Annotated in this window: 12 protein-coding genes; 6 read left to right on the top strand and 6 right to left on the bottom strand. The window is 70.3% G+C overall.

Annotation, left to right across the window (positions count from 1 at the left end; translation table 11 throughout):
* Window positions 1-97: 97 nt before the first annotated feature.
* Genes ACFJIX_RS26480 through ACFJIX_RS26470 form a run of 3 tightly spaced genes read right to left on the bottom strand, consistent with a single transcriptional unit; the run spans window position 98 to window position 7,645 of the window.
* Window positions 98-1,411 carry an ATP-binding protein gene (locus ACFJIX_RS26480; RefSeq protein ID WP_377161991.1) on the bottom strand — a complete coding sequence of 438 codons (1,314 nt, stop codon included), beginning with the start codon at window positions 1,409-1,411 and terminating at the stop codon, window positions 98-100.
* Window positions 1,404-2,516 carry a two-component system response regulator gene (locus ACFJIX_RS26475; RefSeq protein WP_377155593.1) on the bottom strand — a complete coding sequence of 371 codons (1,113 nt, stop codon included), beginning with the start codon at window positions 2,514-2,516 and terminating at the stop codon, window positions 1,404-1,406. The genes ACFJIX_RS26480 and ACFJIX_RS26475 overlap by 8 nt, the downstream gene beginning before the upstream one ends.
* Entirely contained in the window at window positions 2,507-7,645 is a 5,139-nt protein-coding gene (locus ACFJIX_RS26470; RefSeq protein WP_377155591.1) for a HAMP domain-containing protein, read from the bottom strand. Before ACFJIX_RS26470 ends, ACFJIX_RS26475 begins: the two co-directional genes overlap by 10 nt.
* A gap of 202 nt (window positions 7,646-7,847) precedes the next feature.
* On the opposite strand from ACFJIX_RS26470, the gene ACFJIX_RS26465 reads away from it, so the two are divergent.
* The 3 genes from ACFJIX_RS26465 (at window position 7,848) to ACFJIX_RS26455 (ending at window position 10,179) form a co-directional block, all read left to right on the top strand.
* Window positions 7,848-8,339, top strand: coding sequence for a response regulator (locus tag ACFJIX_RS26465; RefSeq protein ID WP_377155589.1), 492 nt, complete (start codon window positions 7,848-7,850; stop codon window positions 8,337-8,339).
* A gap of 100 nt (window positions 8,340-8,439) precedes the next feature.
* Window positions 8,440-9,411 (top strand): GNAT family N-acetyltransferase, encoded by a 972-nt coding sequence (locus tag ACFJIX_RS26460; protein ID WP_377155588.1) that lies wholly within the window; start codon window positions 8,440-8,442, stop codon window positions 9,409-9,411.
* A 51-nt stretch (window positions 9,412-9,462) separates the two neighbouring features.
* Window positions 9,463-10,179: a GAF domain-containing protein gene (locus tag ACFJIX_RS26455; RefSeq protein ID WP_377155587.1), complete on the top strand. Its 717-nt coding sequence runs from the start codon at window positions 9,463-9,465 to the stop codon at window positions 10,177-10,179.
* Between the two features lie 57 nt (window positions 10,180-10,236).
* Here the strand turns inward: ACFJIX_RS26455 and ACFJIX_RS26450 are convergent, their stop codons facing one another.
* Window positions 10,237-11,088 carry a class I SAM-dependent methyltransferase gene (locus ACFJIX_RS26450; protein WP_377155586.1) on the bottom strand — a complete coding sequence of 284 codons (852 nt, stop codon included), beginning with the start codon at window positions 11,086-11,088 and terminating at the stop codon, window positions 10,237-10,239.
* Between the two features lie 137 nt (window positions 11,089-11,225).
* Here ACFJIX_RS26450 and ACFJIX_RS26445 point away from each other — a divergent pair, with 137 nt between their 5' ends.
* Window positions 11,226-12,353 carry an AraC family transcriptional regulator gene (locus ACFJIX_RS26445; protein ID WP_377155585.1) on the top strand — a complete coding sequence of 376 codons (1,128 nt, stop codon included), beginning with the start codon at window positions 11,226-11,228 and terminating at the stop codon, window positions 12,351-12,353.
* A gap of 105 nt (window positions 12,354-12,458) precedes the next feature.
* Window positions 12,459-13,148: a M15 family metallopeptidase gene (locus tag ACFJIX_RS26440; RefSeq protein WP_377155584.1), complete on the top strand. Its 690-nt coding sequence runs from the start codon at window positions 12,459-12,461 to the stop codon at window positions 13,146-13,148.
* A gap of 179 nt (window positions 13,149-13,327) precedes the next feature.
* On the opposite strand, the gene ACFJIX_RS26435 is transcribed toward ACFJIX_RS26440, so the two are convergent.
* Both ACFJIX_RS26435 and ACFJIX_RS26430 read right to left on the bottom strand, forming a co-directional pair.
* On the bottom strand, window positions 13,328-14,863 hold the full coding sequence (locus tag ACFJIX_RS26435) for an alkaline phosphatase D family protein (RefSeq protein WP_377155582.1): 1,536 nt from the start codon (window positions 14,861-14,863) through the stop codon (window positions 13,328-13,330).
* Window positions 14,864-15,109: 246 nt separating this feature from the next.
* Window positions 15,110-15,394, bottom strand: a complete 285-nt coding sequence (locus ACFJIX_RS26430; protein WP_377155581.1) for a hypothetical protein — start codon at window positions 15,392-15,394, stop codon at window positions 15,110-15,112.
* Window positions 15,395-15,564: 170 nt separating this feature from the next.
* Here ACFJIX_RS26430 and ACFJIX_RS26425 point away from each other — a divergent pair, with 170 nt between their 5' ends.
* Window positions 15,565-17,424 (top strand): M66 family metalloprotease, encoded by a 1,860-nt coding sequence (locus ACFJIX_RS26425; protein ID WP_377155579.1) that lies wholly within the window; start codon window positions 15,565-15,567, stop codon window positions 17,422-17,424.

Raw genomic sequence — 17,424 nt, 5'->3', positions numbered from 1 at the left:
GGTGATCGTCTTTGATGAGAAGGGAGTCCCCGTAGTGCCCCGGCCGCCGTTCCCGTTCGGCGCCTCCCGTCCAGTGTTCCCGTCCAGTGCCTCCCGTTCAGCGCGCGGCCGCCTCCGCGGGACGTGCGCTCCGATCGCGCAGCCGCCATTCCTGGATCAGTTCGACGACCGCATCCGGATCGGCCGGCTTGACCAGATGGACGTCGAAGCCGGCTTCGTGCGCACGGCGACGGTCGTCCTGCTGGCCGTAGCCGGTGAGCGCGATCAACAGGCAGTCCATGCCGCCGGGCAGGGCGCGCAGGCGGCGCGCGACCTCATAACCGTCCAGGCCGGGCAGGCCGATGTCGAGCAGCACCACCTGCGGCGCGCGCGTGGTCGCGGCGTCGAGCGCGCTGGGGCCATCGAGCTGCACCGCGGTGTCGAAGCCCGCGAGTTCGAGGAACACCGCCATCGAATCGGCCGCGTCGCGGTTGTCGTCGACGACCATCACGCGGCACGGGCACGGGCACTGGTCCTCGTCCTGGTGCCCGTCTCCGCGGACCTCGCCGCGAACTTCATTGCGAACGTCATTGCCGACCGCCATCTCGGCGCGCGGGGGCACGACGCGCTCCTCGGAAGCGACGGGCGCGAGCGGTGTCCCGAGCGCCTCGTCCACGGCGGCGGGCAGGCGCACCTCGAACTCGGAGCCGTGACCGGGGCCTTCGCTGCGGGCCTCCACCTGGCCGTGATGGAGCTGCACCAGGCGCTGCACCAGCGTCAGTCCGACGCCGAGGCCGCCCTGGTTGCGGTCGAGTCCGCGCGGTCCCTGTTCGAACAGGTCGAAGACATGCGGCAGCAGCGACGCGGCGATGCCGCGTCCGTTGTCGCGCACGGTCAGCACGAACACGCCCTCTTGTCCGACGCCGTCGGTGTCCTGGTGGACGAGCGTCAGCTCGATGCGGCCTCCGGCGCCGGTGTACTTGCTCGCGTTGTGCAGCAGGTTGGTGACGACCTGGATCAAGCGCGCCGCGTCGCCGCGCACGCGCGCCGGGCGATCGGGCAGCGTCAGGCAGAGCTGCTGGCCTTGCCCGTCGATCAACGACTGCACCGGCTCCAGGCCGTGGCGCACGATGTCGCGCAGATCGACGGTCTCGTTCTTCAGCACGATCTTGCCCTGGCTGATCCGCGCCACGTCGAGGAGCTCGTCGACCAGCCGCGTCAGGTGCCGGGCCTGGCGATCCGTGACCGCGACCGCCTCGCCCAGCCGCCGGTCGCGGTCCTGCGCGTCGGGGTGCGGCTGGCCGTCGCGCGTGGACGTGTCGGCGAGCGCGCGCATGACCTCGATCGCGTTGCGGATCGGCGCCAGCGGATTGCGCAGCTCGTGCGACAGCATCGCGAGGAACTCGTCCTTGCGCCGGCTCGCTTCAAGCAGCCCGGCCTCGGCCTGGCGGCGTTCGACGATCTCGGCCTGGAGCGCGCCGTACAGCCGCGCGTTCTCGAAGGCGATCGCGGCGCGGCCCGCCAGTTCCTCCAGCGTCGGCCAGTCGGGCGGCTGATGCGGCTCGACCAGCAGCAGGCCGCCGAGCATGCGCTCGCCCGCGACCAGCGGCAGCACGACGCCGCTGGCGGTGTCGCGGCGCAGCGGCGCGCGGGGCGGGGGCTCGTCGTCGGGCAGGCCGGGCACGCCGGGCGGGAGGGCGGGGGCGAAGGCCGGGGGGCGCGTGCGGCGCCGCGGAAGCGCCGTGCGGCAGAGGCGGCATCATCTGCTCGATCGCGGTGCGCGTGGCGTCGTAGAGCACCTCGGACAGCATCTGCTCGCGGCCTTCGATGAACGGGGCGGGTTCGCCGGCCGCGGGCGGCGCGTCGCAGCGCAGCACGCGCTCATGGCCGTGGCCCGCGTCGCGCAGCCACAGCAGGGCGCGCGGGGCGAAGTTCGGCACCAGCAGCGCGAGCAGGCGCCGCATCGCGACGTCCGCGTCCAGCGAGTCGGCCAGTTCCCGTCCCGCCTGCGCCAGGAAGATCGAGCGCCGCGTGTTCTCCTCGGCGGCGCGCTGCGCGGCCTCGGCGCGCGCGATGGCGATGCGCTCCAGCGCCTGCTGCCGCAGCCGCTGCTGCATGATGAAGAGGTCGACGAAGACCCGCACCTTGCTGCGCAGCACGTCGGGGATGACCGGCGAGAGGATGTAGTCGACCGCGCCGAGCGAGTAGCCCTGCGCCGTCTGCAGCTCGTCCGCATACGCGGTGACGAAGATGATGGGCGTGTGCGCCGAGCGCCGGTAGCCGCGGATCAGCCGCGCCGTCTCCAGGCCGTCGATGCCCGGCATGTTCACGTCCATCAGGATCACCGCGAACTGCTGGCGCAGCACCTCGCGCAACGCCTCGCTGCCGGAACGCGCGATGACCAGGTGCTGGTCCAGGTCGGCCAGGATGGTCTCGAAGACGAGCAGTTTCTCCGGCAGGTCGTCCACGATCAGGATGCTGGCGCGCTCCGCCGCGTCCGGCGTCGCGTAGCCGTCGAAGAGGGCGCTCAGCGGCATAGCCAGCCCCGCAGCACAGTCAGCATGTTGGCGGGGTCGACGGGCTTGGACAGGTAGTCCCAGGCGCCGGCCTCGATGCACTTCTGGCGGTCGCCCTTCATCGCCTTGGCGGTGACGGCGACCATCGGCAGCTCGCGTCCGCGCGGCAGGCGGCGGATCTGCTGCATCGTCTCCAGGCCGTCCATCTCCGGCATCATGATGTCCATCAGCACGATGTCGATCGACGGGTCCTCCTGCACCAGCCGGATCGCCTCGCGGCCGTTGTCGGCGGAGACGATGACCATGCCGTGGCCGTCCAGCACGGTCGCCAGCGCGAAGATGTTGCGCATGTCGTCGTCCACGATCAGCGCCTTCTTGCCGGCCAGCGGGCAGCTGGTCTCCTGCGCGTCGTGCATTGCCTGGCGCTCGCCGTCGCCCATGTCGGCGGGCGCGCGGTGCAGCGCCAGCGCCAGCGCCGCGAGCGCCGCGTCGGTGCCCGTGGCCGTGCGCACCGGCAGGCCGTGCGGCCGGGTCCAGCGGCGCGCGGCGGCCTGTTCCTCGGAGGGCTCCGTGGCGCCGGCGGCGGCGGGCATCTCGGTGTTCAGCGCGACCACCGGCAGCGGCAGCGTGCCGGGCCGTGTCTCGAGCGCGTCCAGGACGTCCTGCGGACCGAAGGCGCTCGCGACTGCGTCGACCAGCAGCGCATCGACGCCGGGCAGCACGTCGCGCGCCTGCGCCGCGGTCTGGACGAACACCGTCTCGATGTCGTCGGCCAGCGGCGTCAGCAGCGCGAGCCGCTCCGGTCCTTCGGGCATCGCCACGGCCAGTCGCCGTCGCGGACGGTCCAGGTAGCGCTGCAGGTCGCGCAGCGCGACATCGACATCGTCGCGCGACTGCAGCGGCTTGGGCAGGAAGCCCAGCGCGCCGGCCTGCAATGCGCGTTCGCGCGCATCGTCGGTCGAGACCACGCACACCGGCAGGTGACGCATGTCCGGGTCGGACTTGAGCCGGTCCAGCACGCGCCAGCCCTGCATGTCGGGCAGGAAGATGTCCAGCGTGATCAGGCTGGGGCGGAACTCCTGCGCCATCGCCAGCGCGCCCGCCCCGGTGGTTGCCACGAGGCCCTTCATGCCGGACTGTCGCGCCGCTTCAAGCAGCACGTTCGCGAAGGCCAGGTCGTTCTCGACGATCAGCAGCACGCGGTCGCCGCTGCCGATGTCCTCGCGGTCGTCCTTGGCGACGTTGGCGAAGACGATGCTGTCGGGCGGCGTGTCCATCTGGACGCGGTGCGCGTCGAGCGGTGTCATGCCGCCATCGCCGGCGCCGTCGCTCTTGCCCTGGCCCTTGCCCTCATCGCGGCCATCGCCACGACCTTCGACCGGGCGGGCCTGCGCGGACGGCGCCCGCCGCGCGGCGGCGCGCTGCACGGCCGCCTCGGCCAGTTCGGCGGCGGAGATCGCGGCCGGGGAGTGGGTCGGCAGATCGTCGCGGTCATCGGCGGGCGCGGTCGACGGCGCGCCGCCGGCCTCGGGCTTGGCCGGCGCGGCCGGCGCCAGGCGAGGCCGCGCATTGCGCGCCGGCGTGTAGTGCTGCGGCAGGTAGAGCGTGAAGGTCGAGCCGCGACCCGGCGCGCTGACGAGCCGGATCTCGCCGCCCAACAGCCGCGCGAGCTCGCGACTGATGGCCAGGCCCAGGCCGGTGCCGCCGTACTTGCGCGAGGTCGAGCCGTCGGCCTGCTGGAAGGCCTCGAAGATGATCTGCTGCTTGTCGGCGGAGATGCCGATGCCGGTGTCCGCGACCGCGAAGGCGATCACCTGGCCCGCGTGGTTGAGCACCTCGTTGTCGGCGGCCCAGCCGTCGGACGCCGCGGTGACGCTGAAGGTGACCTGGCCCTGGTGCGTGAACTTGAAGGCGTTGGACAGCAGGTTCTTGATGATCTGCTGCAACCGCTTGACGTCGGTGACCAGCGACTTGGGCAGCGGCTGGTCCATCTCGACGGCGAAGCCGACGTGCTTGGAGTCCGCGAAGTGGCGGAAGCTGCGCTCCACCGAGCGCTGCAGCTCGTCCAGCCGCAGTTCGCTGACGTCCACGGCCACCGTGCCCGACTCGATCTTGGACAGGTCCAGGATGTCGTTGATCAGCATCAGCAGGTCGTTGCCGGACGCGTGGATGGTCTTGGAGAACTCGACCTGCTTGAGCGTCAGGTTGCCCTCGCTGTTCTTGCAGAGCTGGTCGGACAGGATGAGCAGCGAGTTCAGCGGCGTGCGCAGCTCGTGCGACATGTTGGCGAGGAACTCGGACTTGTACTTCGAGGTCAGGGCCAGCTGCTCGGCCTTTTCCTCCAGCGCCTGGCGGGCCTGTTCGACCTCGGTGTTCTTGCGCTCGACTTCCTGGTTCTGGTGGGCCAGCAACTGCGCCTTCTCCTGCAGCTCGCCGTTGGTCTGCTGCAGTTCCTGCTGCCGGCGCTGCAGCTCTTCGGCCAGCGACTGCGACTGGATCAGCAGGTCTTCCGTCCGCGTGCTGGCTTCGATCGTGTTGATCACGATGCCGATGGATTCGGTCAACTGGTCGAGGAAGGCCTGGTGGGTCGAGCTGAAGCGCTCCAGCGAGGCCAGCTCCAGCACGCCGCGCACGCGGCCTTCGAAGACCACGGGCAGCACCAGCACCTCCATCGCCGCGGTCTCGCTGAGGCCGGACGCGATGCGGAAGGCGGTGCCCGGCACGTTGGTCAGCAGGATCTTCTCCTGGTCCAGCGCGCACTGGCCGACCAGCCCCTGGCCGAGCGCCAGCTCCTTGCCGTGCGTGGCCAGGCCGCCGGAGGCGTAGCTGGCGATCAGCTTCAGGCGGGGCATCTCGCCGCGCATGTTGAGCACGAAGAACTCGGCCTGCTGCACGCCGACGACGGGCGCCAGTTCGCTGAGGATCAGCTGACCGACGGTGACCAGGTCCTTCTGGCCCTGCAGCATCCGCGTGAACTTGGCCAGGTTGGTCTTGAGCCAGTCCTGCTCGGTGTTCTTCTGCGTCGTGTCCTTCAGGTTGCGGATCATCTCGTTGATCGTGTCCTTGAGGGACGCGACCTCGCCTTGCGTCTCAACGGTGATCGAGCGCGTCAGGTCGCCCTGCGTCACGGCGGTGGCGACCTCCGCGATCGCGCGCACCTGGGTGGTCAGGTTGGCGGCGAGCTCGTTCACGTTCTCCGTCAGGCCCTTCCAGGTGCCGGACGCGCCCGGCACCTTGGCCTGGCCGCCGAGCTTGCCCTCGACGCCCACCTCGCGCGCGACGGTGGTCACCTGGTCCGCGAAGATCGCGAGCGTGTCCGTCATCGAGTTGATGGTGTCGGCCAGCGCGGCGATCTCGCCCTTGGCCTCCACGGTCAGCTTCTGCGCGAGGTCGCCGTTGGCCACGGCGGTCACGACCTTGGCAATGCCGCGCACCTGGCCGGTCAGGTTGCCGGCCATGAAGTTCACGTTGTCGGTCAGGTCCTTCCAGGTGCCCGACACGCCGCGCACCGTGGCCTGGCCGCCGAGGCGGCCTTCGGTGCCGACCTCGCGCGCGACGCGGGTCACTTCCGCGGCGAACGACGAGAGCTGGTCCACCATCGTGTTGATCGTGGTCTTGAGCTCCAGGATCTCGCCGAGCACGTCGACGGTGATCTTCTTGGAGAGGTCGCCCGCGGCCACGGCCTTGGTCACGTCGGCGATGTTGCGCACCTGCGAGGTCAGGTTGGACGCCATCGAGTTGACCGAGTCGGTCAAATCCTTCCACGTGCCGGCCACGCCCTGCACGTCGGCCTGGCCGCCGAGCTTGCCCTCGGTGCCGACCTCGCGCGCGACCCGGGTCACTTCCGCGGCGAAGGAGCGCAGCTGGTCCACCATCGTGTTGACGGTGTTCTTGAGCTCGAGGATCTCGCCCTTGACGTCGACGGTGATCTTCTTGGAGAGGTCGCCCGCGGCCACGGCGGTGGTGACCTCGGCGATGTTGCGCACCTGCGAGGTCAGGTTGCCGGCCATGAAGTTCACCGACTCGGTCAGGTCCTTCCACGTGCCGGCCACGCCCTGCACGTCGGCCTGGCCGCCGAGCTTGCCTTCGGTGCCGACCTCGCGCGCCACGCGGGTCACTTCCGCGGCGAAGGAGCGCAGCTGGTCCACCATCGTGTTGACGGTGTTCTTGAGCTCGAGGATCTCGCCCTTGACGTCGACGGTGATCTTCTTGGAGAGGTCGCCCGCGGCCACGGCCTTGGTCACGTCCGCGATGTTGCGCACCTGCGAGGTCAGGTTGCCGGCCATCGAGTTGACGGAGTCGGTCAGGTCCTTCCAGGTCCCGGACACGCCTTCCACGCGGGCCTGGCCGCCCAGCGAGCCTTCGGTGCCGACCTCGCGCGCGACGCGGGTCACTTCCGACGCGAACGAGCGCAGCTGGTCCACCATCGTGTTGATGGTGTTCTTCAGCGTCAGGAACTCGCCCTTGACGTCGACCTCGATCTTCTTGGACAGGTCGCCCTGCGCGACGGCGGTGGTGACGTCGGCGATGTTGCGGACCTGGTCGGTGAGGTTGCCGGCCATCGAGTTGACGGAGTCGGTCAGGTCCTTCCAGGTCCCGGCGACGCCCTTGACCTCGGCCTGGCCGCCGAGCTTGCCTTCGGTGCCGACCTCGCGCGCGACCCGGGTCACTTCGGCGGAGAAGTCGCCGAGCTGCTCCACCATCCGGTTGATGGTCTTGGCGGTGTGGAGGAACTCACCCTGCAGCGGGCGGCTCTCGACCTCCAGCGCCATGGACTTGGTGAGGTCGCCCTCGGCGACCGCGCCGATCACGCGCGCGGCTTCACTGGTGGGATGGACGAGATCGTCGATGAGCGCGTTGATGCAGTCGATCTGCTGGCCCCAGAAGCCGCGCAGTTCGGGCAGGGTGGCGCGCTGCTTGAGCCGGCCTTCGCGGCCGACGACCTGTCGCAGGCGGGAGAGTTCGGCGGCCATCGAGGCGTTCTGCTCGACCACCTCGTTGAAGGCGTCGGCGAGCTTGCCGGCGACGCCGGTCCAGTGGAAGGGCAGCCGCACGTCCGGGTCTCCGCGGCGCAGCGCATGGAGCGCCAGCAGCATTGCATTCAGGTGCTCGGCCGGGACCACGGCCACCCCTTCTTCCAAGACGCTCATTGAGGACTCCCGACGGCCGTCTGATCGCGGCTCAACCGATCGACTTTAGCCGTGCGACAACGCGGGCGGGACCTGGGTTTAGGAGGGCCGGGCCGGGCACGCAGCTTGCCGATATGCGGTGTGGACGGACGGCGGATGCCGCCCGCGCTTTGTCGTGCGCGGGCCGCTGTTGCGTCGTGTTGCATTCAGGGAGAAGACTTCGATGTCCGATACATCGCCTCACGCGGCGTCCCACACGTCGCCGCACGCGCTGAGGGTCCTCGTGATCGACGACGACCCGGAGGGCGCGCGCAGCCTCAGCGAGTTGTTCCGCTGCTATGGCTGCGCGACCTCGGTCGCCTACAGCGGCCGGGTGGGGCTGCGCCTGTTGAAGCTGTTCAAGCCGGAGCTGGTGTTCGTCGACTTCGACATGCCGGACATGAACGGCCTGGAGGTGGTGTCCGAAGCCAAGCTGATCGACGCCGAGGCCGGCCGCCATGTCATGTACGTGTGCCTGACCGGCGGTGGACCGGAGATCACGGACGAGTCGGCCGGGTCGGCCGGATTCAATCGCCTGCTCTACAAGCCGCTGAACGTGACCGACCTGCTGGCGGTATTGCTGGCGGCAAGACCGGGCAATTTCGCGGCAGGAAGCAACGCGCCGGCGATCCGTCCCGCGCGTCCGATGTACAGGGATCGCACACCGAAACACTGAGTGTGGCGGCGACGCCATGGCGAATGTCGACGACGCAGCTCGCTGATGCGCTGGCAATCAATTGCTTGCCAAAAGCAATCAATTGGCGGAGCATGCCGCCATGTCCGATCCTGACCGCATCGAAGCCGTCCGCCGCTTCAACCGCTTCTACACGCGCCGCATCGGGGTGCTCAACGAAGGCCTGCTGGATTCCCCGTTCAGCCTGACCGAAGGGCGCATCCTTTTCGAGCTCGCGCATCTCGAGAACAGCGACGGCATCACCGCCACCGACCTCGGTCGTCTGCTCGACCTCGACGGCGGCTATCTGAGCCGCCTGCTGCGCGACCTGAAGGAACGCGACCTCGTGCGTGCGACCCGCAGCGCGGTCGACGCGCGCCAGTCGCTGCTGCAACTGAGTCCCGCCGGGCGCAAGGCCTTCAAGCCGCTGGAGCGGCGCTCGCAGGAGCAGGTCGGCGCGTTGCTCGGCCAGCTTGGCGAGGCGCAGCAGACCGAGCTGCTGCAGGCCTTCCGCCGCGTGCAGGGGCTGCTGGAAGCGCCCGACGACAAGCCCGCGAAGCAGGGCTTCATCCTGCGCCCGCACCGGCCTGGCGACATGGGGTGGATCGTGTCGCGGCACGGCGCGCTCTATGCGCGCGAGTACCAGTTCGACGTGCGCTTCGAGGCCCTGGTGGCGCGCATCGCCGCCGACTTCATCGAGCGCTTCGATGCCCGCCGCGAAGCCTGCTGGATCGCCGAGCGCGACGGCGCCAACATTGGCAGCGTGGCGCTGGTGCAGGCGCGCGACGAGACGACGGACGTGCCGATCGACGGCACCGCGCAGCTGCGGCTGCTGCTCGTGGAGCCGGCCGCGCGCGGGCTCGGACTGGGCGATCGGCTCGTCGCCGAATGCCACCGCTTCGCACGCGAGGCCGGCTACCAGCGCGTGCGGCTGTGGACCAACAGCCAGCTCGATGCGGCCAAGCACATCTATCGCAAGGCGGGCTACCGGCTGACGGGGACAGAGCCCTTCCAGGGATTCGGGTTGGACCTTGTCGGCGAAACTTGGGAACTCGATCTTGAAAGGAGCGCGTGACGGCGCCGCTGTCGGCGACGTTCGCGACATCCTCCTGTTTCCTTCCCGACCATGACTCTCGATCAATACCTTGACTGGAGCGGCCTGCGGGCCGACCTCGCCGACGCCGCCTCTTCCCCGTCGTTCACGGAGGCCGTGCGCGCGCACCGGGCGGCGCTGCAAGCGCTGCTGACACCGGAAACGCTGGCCGCCTCGCCGGTGAGCTGGAGCTTCCGCGTGCCGGAACTCGGCGAAGGCGGCGCCTGCTCCCTGTTCGGCCAGTTGGCGGAGCAGCCTTATGAGCTCGCCGGCATCCTGGGCGGGCAGGGCGCTGACAACCAGCGCCTGCTGGCCGAAGCCACGATCGTCACGCGCTATTACCGCGAGCACAGCCGCAGCCACTGGTTCGGCGTGTATCAGGCGCGGCGCAAGTCCGCCGACGAGTCGGTGCTGGTGAAGCTGGCCTACTTCGGCGCGGAGAGCCGCGCCGAGTTCCCGTTGACCGAGGCCTTCGCCGCAGGCAGCAACAACAGCGCCGTGGGCCTGAGCGGCCGCGCGCGCCTGATCAACGACGTGGCCGCGTTCGTGGCCGAGGGCGGCGGCTACTACACCTGCGATCCGAAGGTGAAGGCCGAAGCCTGCCTGCCGCTGTTCGACGCCGACCGGCGCGTCGTCGGCATCCTCGATTCCGAAGCCTTCGACAAAGACTTCTTCGGCGGGGACGAGCTGGCGCTGGTGATCGCCGTGGCGATCACGCTGTCCGGCGGCCTGATCGCGCAACCGCAGTGAGGCGCGGAGGGCCCGAGGCGGAGCACCGCCTCGGAATGCGGTCCTGCCACCGCCGCCTCACGCCACGGTGATCACGATCTCCGCGTATTCGCTCGGCACGACCAGTCCGCGACCGCCGCCGACGTCGAGCTCATCCAGCAGCGCGCGGATGTCGTCGCTCAGCGCGGCCTGGCCCGCCGGATCCAGCGCGCCGAAGGCCTTGTGCGTTGGACCGTAGTAGTCGCGGAAGACCTGCAGGAAGTGGTCCGCCGAGCGATAGCGGAAGTTGAAGTGCCTGCGCTGCACCCGCAGCTCCTGCGCCTTCGGCCCGAACAGCGTGACCAGATGCGACTCCGCGCCCCACAGCGCCGGTGAACGCACGCCCGCCGGTGGCGGCACGTGCGCGCCGATCGTCTTGAACAGCCGGCCGATGAAGCCTTCGGGCGTCCAGTTGGCCAGGCCGATGCGACCGCCCGGACGGACCACGCGCAACAGCTCGCGCGCGGCGCTGGCCTGGTCCGGCGCGAACATCACGCCGAAGGTGGACAGCGCCACGTCGAAGCTGCCGGCCTCGTAGGGCAGCGACTCGGCGTCCGCCACCTCGAAGCGGACGGAGAGACCTTCGGCCTCGGCGCGGCGGCGGCCGCGATCGAGCAGCGCCTGGACGTAGTCGGTCGAGGTCACGTCGGCATACCGGCGCGCGGCGGCCAGCGTCGCGTTGCCGTTGCCGGCGGCGACGTCCAGGACGCGCTCGTCGGCACGCAGGTCGACCGCCTCGGCCAGGGACTCCCCCACGATCTGCAGCGTGGTGCCGACGATGGTGTAGTCGCCGCTGGCCCAGGTGGCCTGCTGGCGTTGCTTGATGGCGGTGTAGTCCGGCACGGCGGTGCTGCCGACAGCGGAGGCGGGAATGTTCGCGGGGGTCGTCATGTCTCGGTTCCTTCAAACTGGGGGGTGTCCGGCGGTGCGTCCGTCGGTGTGCCTATGATTCCGAGGCACCGCGCCGGGCGCTTCACCCGATGTCGCGCCGCTTTGCTCGAACGTCCGCCGTCGCGGCGGCATCGGCCATGTCCCACGACCCCCACGACCCCCACGACCCCCACGCGGCTCCCACGTCCGACTCCCCGTCCGACCTTCCGTCAGACCGCTCGTTCGACCGCTCGTTCGACCGCTCGTTCGACCGTGCCTCCGATCGCCTGTCCGACCCTCTGTCCGATGTGCTGCGCAGCGTGCGCCTGCGCGGCTCGGTGTTCTTCCATGTCAGCTGCCGCGACGACTGGGCCGCCTGGGCGCCGCCGTCGCGTGAGCTCGCGCCGGCGGTGATGCCCGGCGCCGAACACGTCATCGAATACCACCTGGTGGTCAAGGGCGAGTGCTGGATCGCCCTCGACGGCGAGGCGCCGCGGCGCCTGCAGGCCGGCGACATCGCCATGCTCCCGCATGGCGATGCCCACGCGGTGTCCAGCGCGCCTGGCTTGCACCCGGCGCGCGGCGACGGTCTGCTGTTCCAGCCCGAGGAACCGAAGCCCATTCCTGTGACCTACCGCGGCTTCATGGTCGAGCCCGGCCTGCTGCCGTCGGAGGACGCGAGCACCGTGCTGCTGTGCGGATTCATCGCCTGCGATCTGCGGCCTTTCAATCCGCTGATCGACGCGCTGCCGCGGCTGCTGGTGCTGCCGCGGGACTCGGTCGGCGAGTGGGTGGCACCTATGCTGTCGCACGCGGCCAGCGAGACGGTGAGCCGGCGCGCGGGCACGGCGGCGATGCTGGAGCGGGTCAGCGAGATGGTGTTCGTCGACGGCGCGCGCCGCTACCTGGAGAGCTTGCCGGCGGCCTCGCGCGGCTGGCTCGGCGCACTGAAGGACCGGCAGGTCGGCCACGCGATCACGCTGATGCACGGCGATCCGTCGGCGCCGTGGACCCTCGAGGAACTGGGGCATCGCGTCGGACTGTCGCGGTCCGCGTTGCATGAGCGCTTCGTCTCGCTCGCCGGCATGCCGCCGATGCAGTACCTGACCCATTGGCGGATGCAATGCGGCGCGCGGCTGCTGCGCGAGAGCCGGGCCGCGGTGGCGGCGATCGCGCTGGAGGTCGGGTATGACTCGGAGGCCGCGTTCTCGCGCGCCTTCAAGCGCGCGGCAGGACTGCCGCCGGCGACGTGGCGACGGGCGCAGCAAGGGAGCGCGGCGGCCTGACGTCCCCTTCCTCAAGTCCCCTTCCTTGATGACGCGCCGGCCCGCCGGCTGGCCTTGGCGGGCCGCTCGGGATTACGCTGGCGGTGCCCACTCCTGGAGCCCGCCGTGAGCCTCGAAGAAAGCTTCCGCGACAGGACCTTCGTCGTCGACGACCCGGATGCGCGCATCCGCCGCGACGACGATCTGATGGCCTTCGTGCCGTCGCCGGGCGGCGGCTTCAAGACCATCGCGAAGGGCACGTCGGTGACGATCGTCGCGGTCAGGCTCGAGGAGGCCGGCAGCAAGAAGCGCATCGTCTTCGGTCGCGCGGCGGCGGCCGCCGGCGGGGATGTCCTCGGCTGGACGTCGACGCGCAACCTCGCCGGCACCTTCATGAACGAGACGATCGGCCTCGTGCCGCCCGAGCCCGGTGCCAACCGCTTCGGCCCGAATGCCGCGTGGGACAACGGCGAGTTCCTCGAGCAGCTCGACCTCGTCGCGATCGTCGACTCGAACCTCGAGATCGAGCGCCTGGCGATGAAGACCATCGCGCCGTTCGCCGCGCTGGTGGCGGCCGCGAAGGACGACGGCGTCAGGATTACGCTCAACAGCGGCTTCCGGTCCTACCCGGAGCAGAAGCTGCTGCACGACGGCTTCGTGCGGGGACTGCCCGGATTCAACACGGCGGCGAAGCCGGGCTTCTCCAAGCACCAGAACGGCATCGCGTTCGACCTCTCCGTCGCGGGCGGCGACGGCAACCCCACCTACGAGTGGCTCAAGCGGCATGCCACGTCCTTCGGCTCGTCCGCACGGTGAGCCGGGAGCCGTGGCACTGGGAGTTCGACGAGGCCCGCGCGCAGCGGGCGCTCGCGAGCGGCACCTTCAAGACGCCGAATGTGAAGGACTGAACGAAGCGCGCTTACTCCCTCTCCCGCTTGCGGGAGAGGGCAGGGGGAGGGCCGGCGGCCTCGGCCGTCCACCGGCACTGGCGCCGGTCAAGCCGCCTGCGCGCCCGGCCGTCCCGCCTCCACCGCAAAGCGCGCCGCCGTGAACATCGCGCTCCTCGCGTCCCACGGCGTCTGCACGCTGCGCAGCTCGGCTTCCAGCCGCTCGGCGCGCAGCTCGAAGCGCATGTAGCCGCGCTGATCGCTGCGGCCATAGCGGATGTGGGGATTGAAGGGCAGGGCCTTGTCCAGCCGCGACTGCTCCGAGCCGTTGCTGGAGATGGACGTGCCGCAGAACTCGCTGGCCAGCACCGGGGCTGTCGGGTCGTCCCAGTCGAGCTTCAGGTCGGACACGTAGTTCGCGTGCACGTCCCCGCCGAGCACCACCGCGTTGGGCACCTGCCGTGCCGCCAGGTCGCGCAGCAGCCGCTCGCGGGCGAAGGGGTAACCGTCCCAGCCGTCGGTCCAGTAGCGGCCCGGCCCCTTCGCCGGATCCTGCGAGTTGAAGCGGGCCATCAGCGTCTGCTGCGCGAGCAGATTCCAGGGGCGCGTCGCGTCCCAGCTGTCGCGCAGCCACTGCTCCTGCGGCGCGCCCAGCAGCGTGCGCTGCGGATTGCGCAGCGTCGGGCAGTCCTTCAGGTCGACCGTGTTGGAGCCGCCGCGGCCCGGTTTCGGGCAGGCCTGCGGATCGCGCCACGAGCGGTCGTCGATCGTGACGAGCCGCGCCAGGTTGCCCCAGTCGTAGCGCTGGTTCAGCGTCATGTCGGCGCCACGCGGACGCAGGTGCTTCGGGAAAGGCTGGTGCTCCCAGTAGGCCTGCGCGGCGGCGACGCGGCGCTCATGGAAATCGGGGGCCAGGTCTTGCGACACGTCGCCCGCCCAGTCGTTCTGGGTCTCGTGGTCGTCCCAGGTGAGGATCCACGGCGCGTTGGCGTGCATCGCCTGGAGCTGCGGATCGCTCTTGTATTGCGCGTAGCGTTGGCGGTAGTCCTCCAGCGTGCGGCACTGGCCGCCGTGATGCCGACGCGGCGCCTTGCTGTCCACCGCGGTGGCGGATTCATAGATGTAGTCGCCGAGGAAGAACACGAGGTCGAGCTCCTGCGTCGCCATGTCGCCCCAGGCGGCGTACTCGCCGTGGTCGTAGCGCTGGCAGGACGCGATGGCGAAACGCAGCGAGGCCGCCACCGCGCCCGCCGCCGGCGCGGTGCGGGTCCGGCCGATCGGGCTCCGCTGACCCAGCGCGCGGAAGCGATACCAGTACCAGCGGTCGGGCCGCAGGCCCGCGGGTTCGGCGTGCACGCTGTGCGCGGTACCCGGTTCCGCGTGTTCAGTGCCGCGCGCGACGACGGCCTTGAAGGATCCGTCCTCCGCGAGTTCCCACTGCACCGGCACCTGGGCCGGCAGCCGGTCGCCGATCAGCCGGGTCCACAGCACGACGCGTTCGGCACGGGGGCTGCCGGAGGCGACGCCCAACGCGAACAGCGGCGCGCTGGCGGCGTCGGCATGGCGGAGCAGTGCCGGGGCGCAGCCGGCGGCGAGGGCGGCCTGCAGCAGGCCGCGGCGCGAGGGGGTCCAGAGGCAAGTCATGACCCCGGAGCGTAGCCGCGAAGCCTGACGGCCCCGTGACCTCCCGGCTGACCTGTAGCGGGCTGCATCAGGCGTAAGAGTTGGTCAAGGCGAGGCAAAGAACCTGGAAGGATCGTTGATCATTCGCCGCCTTTTTGCAGATTCGTATGTCGCACTCATGACGGTTCCCTACCCCAAAGCGGTCGTTTCCGCTGCCGCGTTCATCGCCGCAGCGTCGTTCGCCGCATACAAGGCGGGAGGCAGCAGTCAACCCGAACCCAGCGTGAGCGCTGCCGCGCAGGGCGGCGGCACCAACGCACGCGCCTTCGCCGGCATGGGGCCTGTGCGACCGCCGGAGCCTTCGGCACCGGCGATCAAGAAACCGAAGTTCGCCTTGACCGGCGCGGTGCCGATGCCGCCGCCGATCATCCCGCCGGCGCCCGTTCCGGCGACCGTGACGGCGCGATCGAGTCCGTCCGTGCCGATGCGCTTCGCCGTCTCCAGCGTGTCAACGCAGCCGGTGGAGCCCGCGCCCGCGCCGGTGCGCGCCATGGCGCTCTACCTGCCGGGACCTTCGTCCGCGCCTTCGCCTTCGCCTGCACCCGCTCCCGCGCCGACACCCGCTCCCGCGCCTGCACCGGCGTCGGCGCCCGTGCAGGTGTCTCCGCCCCGCGCCGACGGTCACGCCGGAACTGCTGGGCGTCGAGCTGGCGCAGACGCATGTGATCCCGGCCCACGGTCGCATCCTGCAGTCGCCCAACGAGGCCAAGCTCAACAAGAGCCGCAAGCTCCAACTGGTCGCCGACCGCGCGGCGCTGCTGATGCTGCAGCCATCCACGACGGCGGGCTCGGTGGGCTCGCTGCTGGTCCGCGTGAAGCTCGCGGACGGTCGCACGCTCGGTCCGCTGACGATGAACACGCCGGGCCGGCTGCCGACCTCGGACGGCGGCGGTGTTGCGTATTCGTCGGTCAAGTACAGCGCGCTGCTGCCCAAGGAATGGATGCAGATCGGCGCGACGCTGGAAGTCGGTCAGACCGATTTCTCGTCGCCGCGGACGATCGCGCTGACCGTCACGCCGGCCACGACGCTGAAGCATCACACGGTGCCGATCTACCTGTTCGGCGCGCGCGCGTCGCAATCGGTCGTGCCCGACTTCAACCTCAGCGCCTTCTCGACGGCGGGGTATCCGATCGACCTCGAGTACCGCGAGAAGCTGCCCATCGCAAAGCTGGACGCGCGCCTCGCCGGCGCGGTCACGATCGACCAGCTGGCGGTGCCCGGCCGCAACGACGACAAGTTCTGCTATCCCGCGATGACGGTGTCCTCGTGGGCCGACTACCGCGCCATCGATGGCGACACGAACGCCCGGATGCTGCGCCTCCTGCGTGACCTGCGCGGCTGGACGGCCAACCGCGACCAGGCCTTCGCGGCGGGCTTCTACGGCTTCGTCCAGACCCTCAGCGGCGGCAGGCAGGTCGCGGCCTCGACCGGCGGCGGACTGGGCGGCAGCGGCGTGGCCGTGTCGGGCGGCGACTACCGGCCGGACACGATCTACTCGGCGATCTTCAATCACGAGATGGGCCATGCCTACGGGCTGCCGCACGCCGATGCCGCGGCGGAGGCGGGCGACGATCCGTACAAGCTGGGCACGAAGAGCGGCTCGGCCTGGGGCTTCGACAGCGTGAAGCAGCAGCTGCTGACAACGCGCGAGTTCAGCGGCCAGTCCTGCGACACGCGCACCGTCGACGGTGTCTGCTATCAGCGCACGCCGATGTCCGGCGGCGACGACGACCGCAACGCGGCGAGCTACCGGTGGAACGCGTTCTCCGACTACCAGGCGGCGGTCCTGCAGCAGGGCTTCCTGGACAAGCTGTTCCCGGACTCGACCTTCGACGGCGGCTACAAGCGCTGGAACCGCACGACGGGCGCCTTTGAGAAAGTCTCCAACGACGACCGCGCGCGTGCCGGCACGGACGTGTTGCAACTGGACCAGCAGGTGCAGACGGTGATCGGCACGGTGTCGCACTTCAATGCGGCGCCGACGGCCAGCACGATGGTGGTGACGCCGGCGTGGACCGGCAACCTGCCGCAGCGCATCGATCCGACGGTGCAAGCCGATGTGGACCGCCTCCTCAGCGACAAGCCCGGCGGCTGGAGCGGCTACTACTGCGTGACCAGCGGCTGCGACTACACGCTGGTGGCGACCTACGCCGACGGCACGGTGCTGCGCCACCTGCTGCCGATCGGGTACCGCGACTGGAACAAGCCCAACGATGCAACGGGCTACAAGCGCGGCGCGAAGGACGCGACCAGCGCGGACAACTTCGCGACCTACGCGGTCAACCTGCCGACCGGTCGCGGCGGGCTGGTGAAGCTGCAGCTGTTCAGCACGCCGCACGGTTCGCTGTGGCAGACGCGGTTCACCGCGATGAACGCGGCGGACTTCGGCGGTACCTTGCCGCTGGTGAACGAGTGGACGCCGGCCGACGGCACCACCGGCGGCCGAGGCGCGCCGGGGACGACGCAGTTCGACACGGCGTCGTGCAAGGTCGGCGCGGTGGTGAAGCGGCCCGCGCGCTGA

Origin of the sequence: Roseateles sp. UC29_93, assembly GCF_042695725.1 — a bacterium.
GTDB lineage: Bacteria > Pseudomonadota > Gammaproteobacteria > Burkholderiales > Burkholderiaceae_C > Roseateles > Roseateles noduli_A.
This window is presented reverse-complemented; position numbering and strand designations above follow the sequence as displayed.

Coding starts and splice junctions, on each gene's coding strand:
- ACFJIX_RS26475 (WP_377155593.1), bottom strand. CDS start 2,516: ATGCCGCTGAGCGCCCTCTTCGACGGCTACGCGACGCCGGACGCGGCG.
- ACFJIX_RS26470 (WP_377155591.1), bottom strand. CDS start 7,645: ATGAGCGTCTTGGAAGAAGGGGTGGCCGTGGTCCCGGCCGAGCACCTG.
- ACFJIX_RS26465 (WP_377155589.1), top strand. CDS start 7,848: ATGTCCGATACATCGCCTCACGCGGCGTCCCACACGTCGCCGCACGCG.
- ACFJIX_RS26460 (WP_377155588.1), top strand. CDS start 8,440: ATGTCCGATCCTGACCGCATCGAAGCCGTCCGCCGCTTCAACCGCTTC.
- ACFJIX_RS26455 (WP_377155587.1), top strand. CDS start 9,463: ATGACTCTCGATCAATACCTTGACTGGAGCGGCCTGCGGGCCGACCTC.
- ACFJIX_RS26450 (WP_377155586.1), bottom strand. CDS start 11,088: ATGACGACCCCCGCGAACATTCCCGCCTCCGCTGTCGGCAGCACCGCC.
- ACFJIX_RS26445 (WP_377155585.1), top strand. CDS start 11,226: ATGTCCCACGACCCCCACGACCCCCACGACCCCCACGCGGCTCCCACG.
- ACFJIX_RS26435 (WP_377155582.1), bottom strand. CDS start 14,863: ATGACTTGCCTCTGGACCCCCTCGCGCCGCGGCCTGCTGCAGGCCGCC.
- ACFJIX_RS26430 (WP_377155581.1), bottom strand. CDS start 15,394: ATGGCGCGCACCGGCGCGGGCGCGGGCTCCACCGGCTGCGTTGACACG.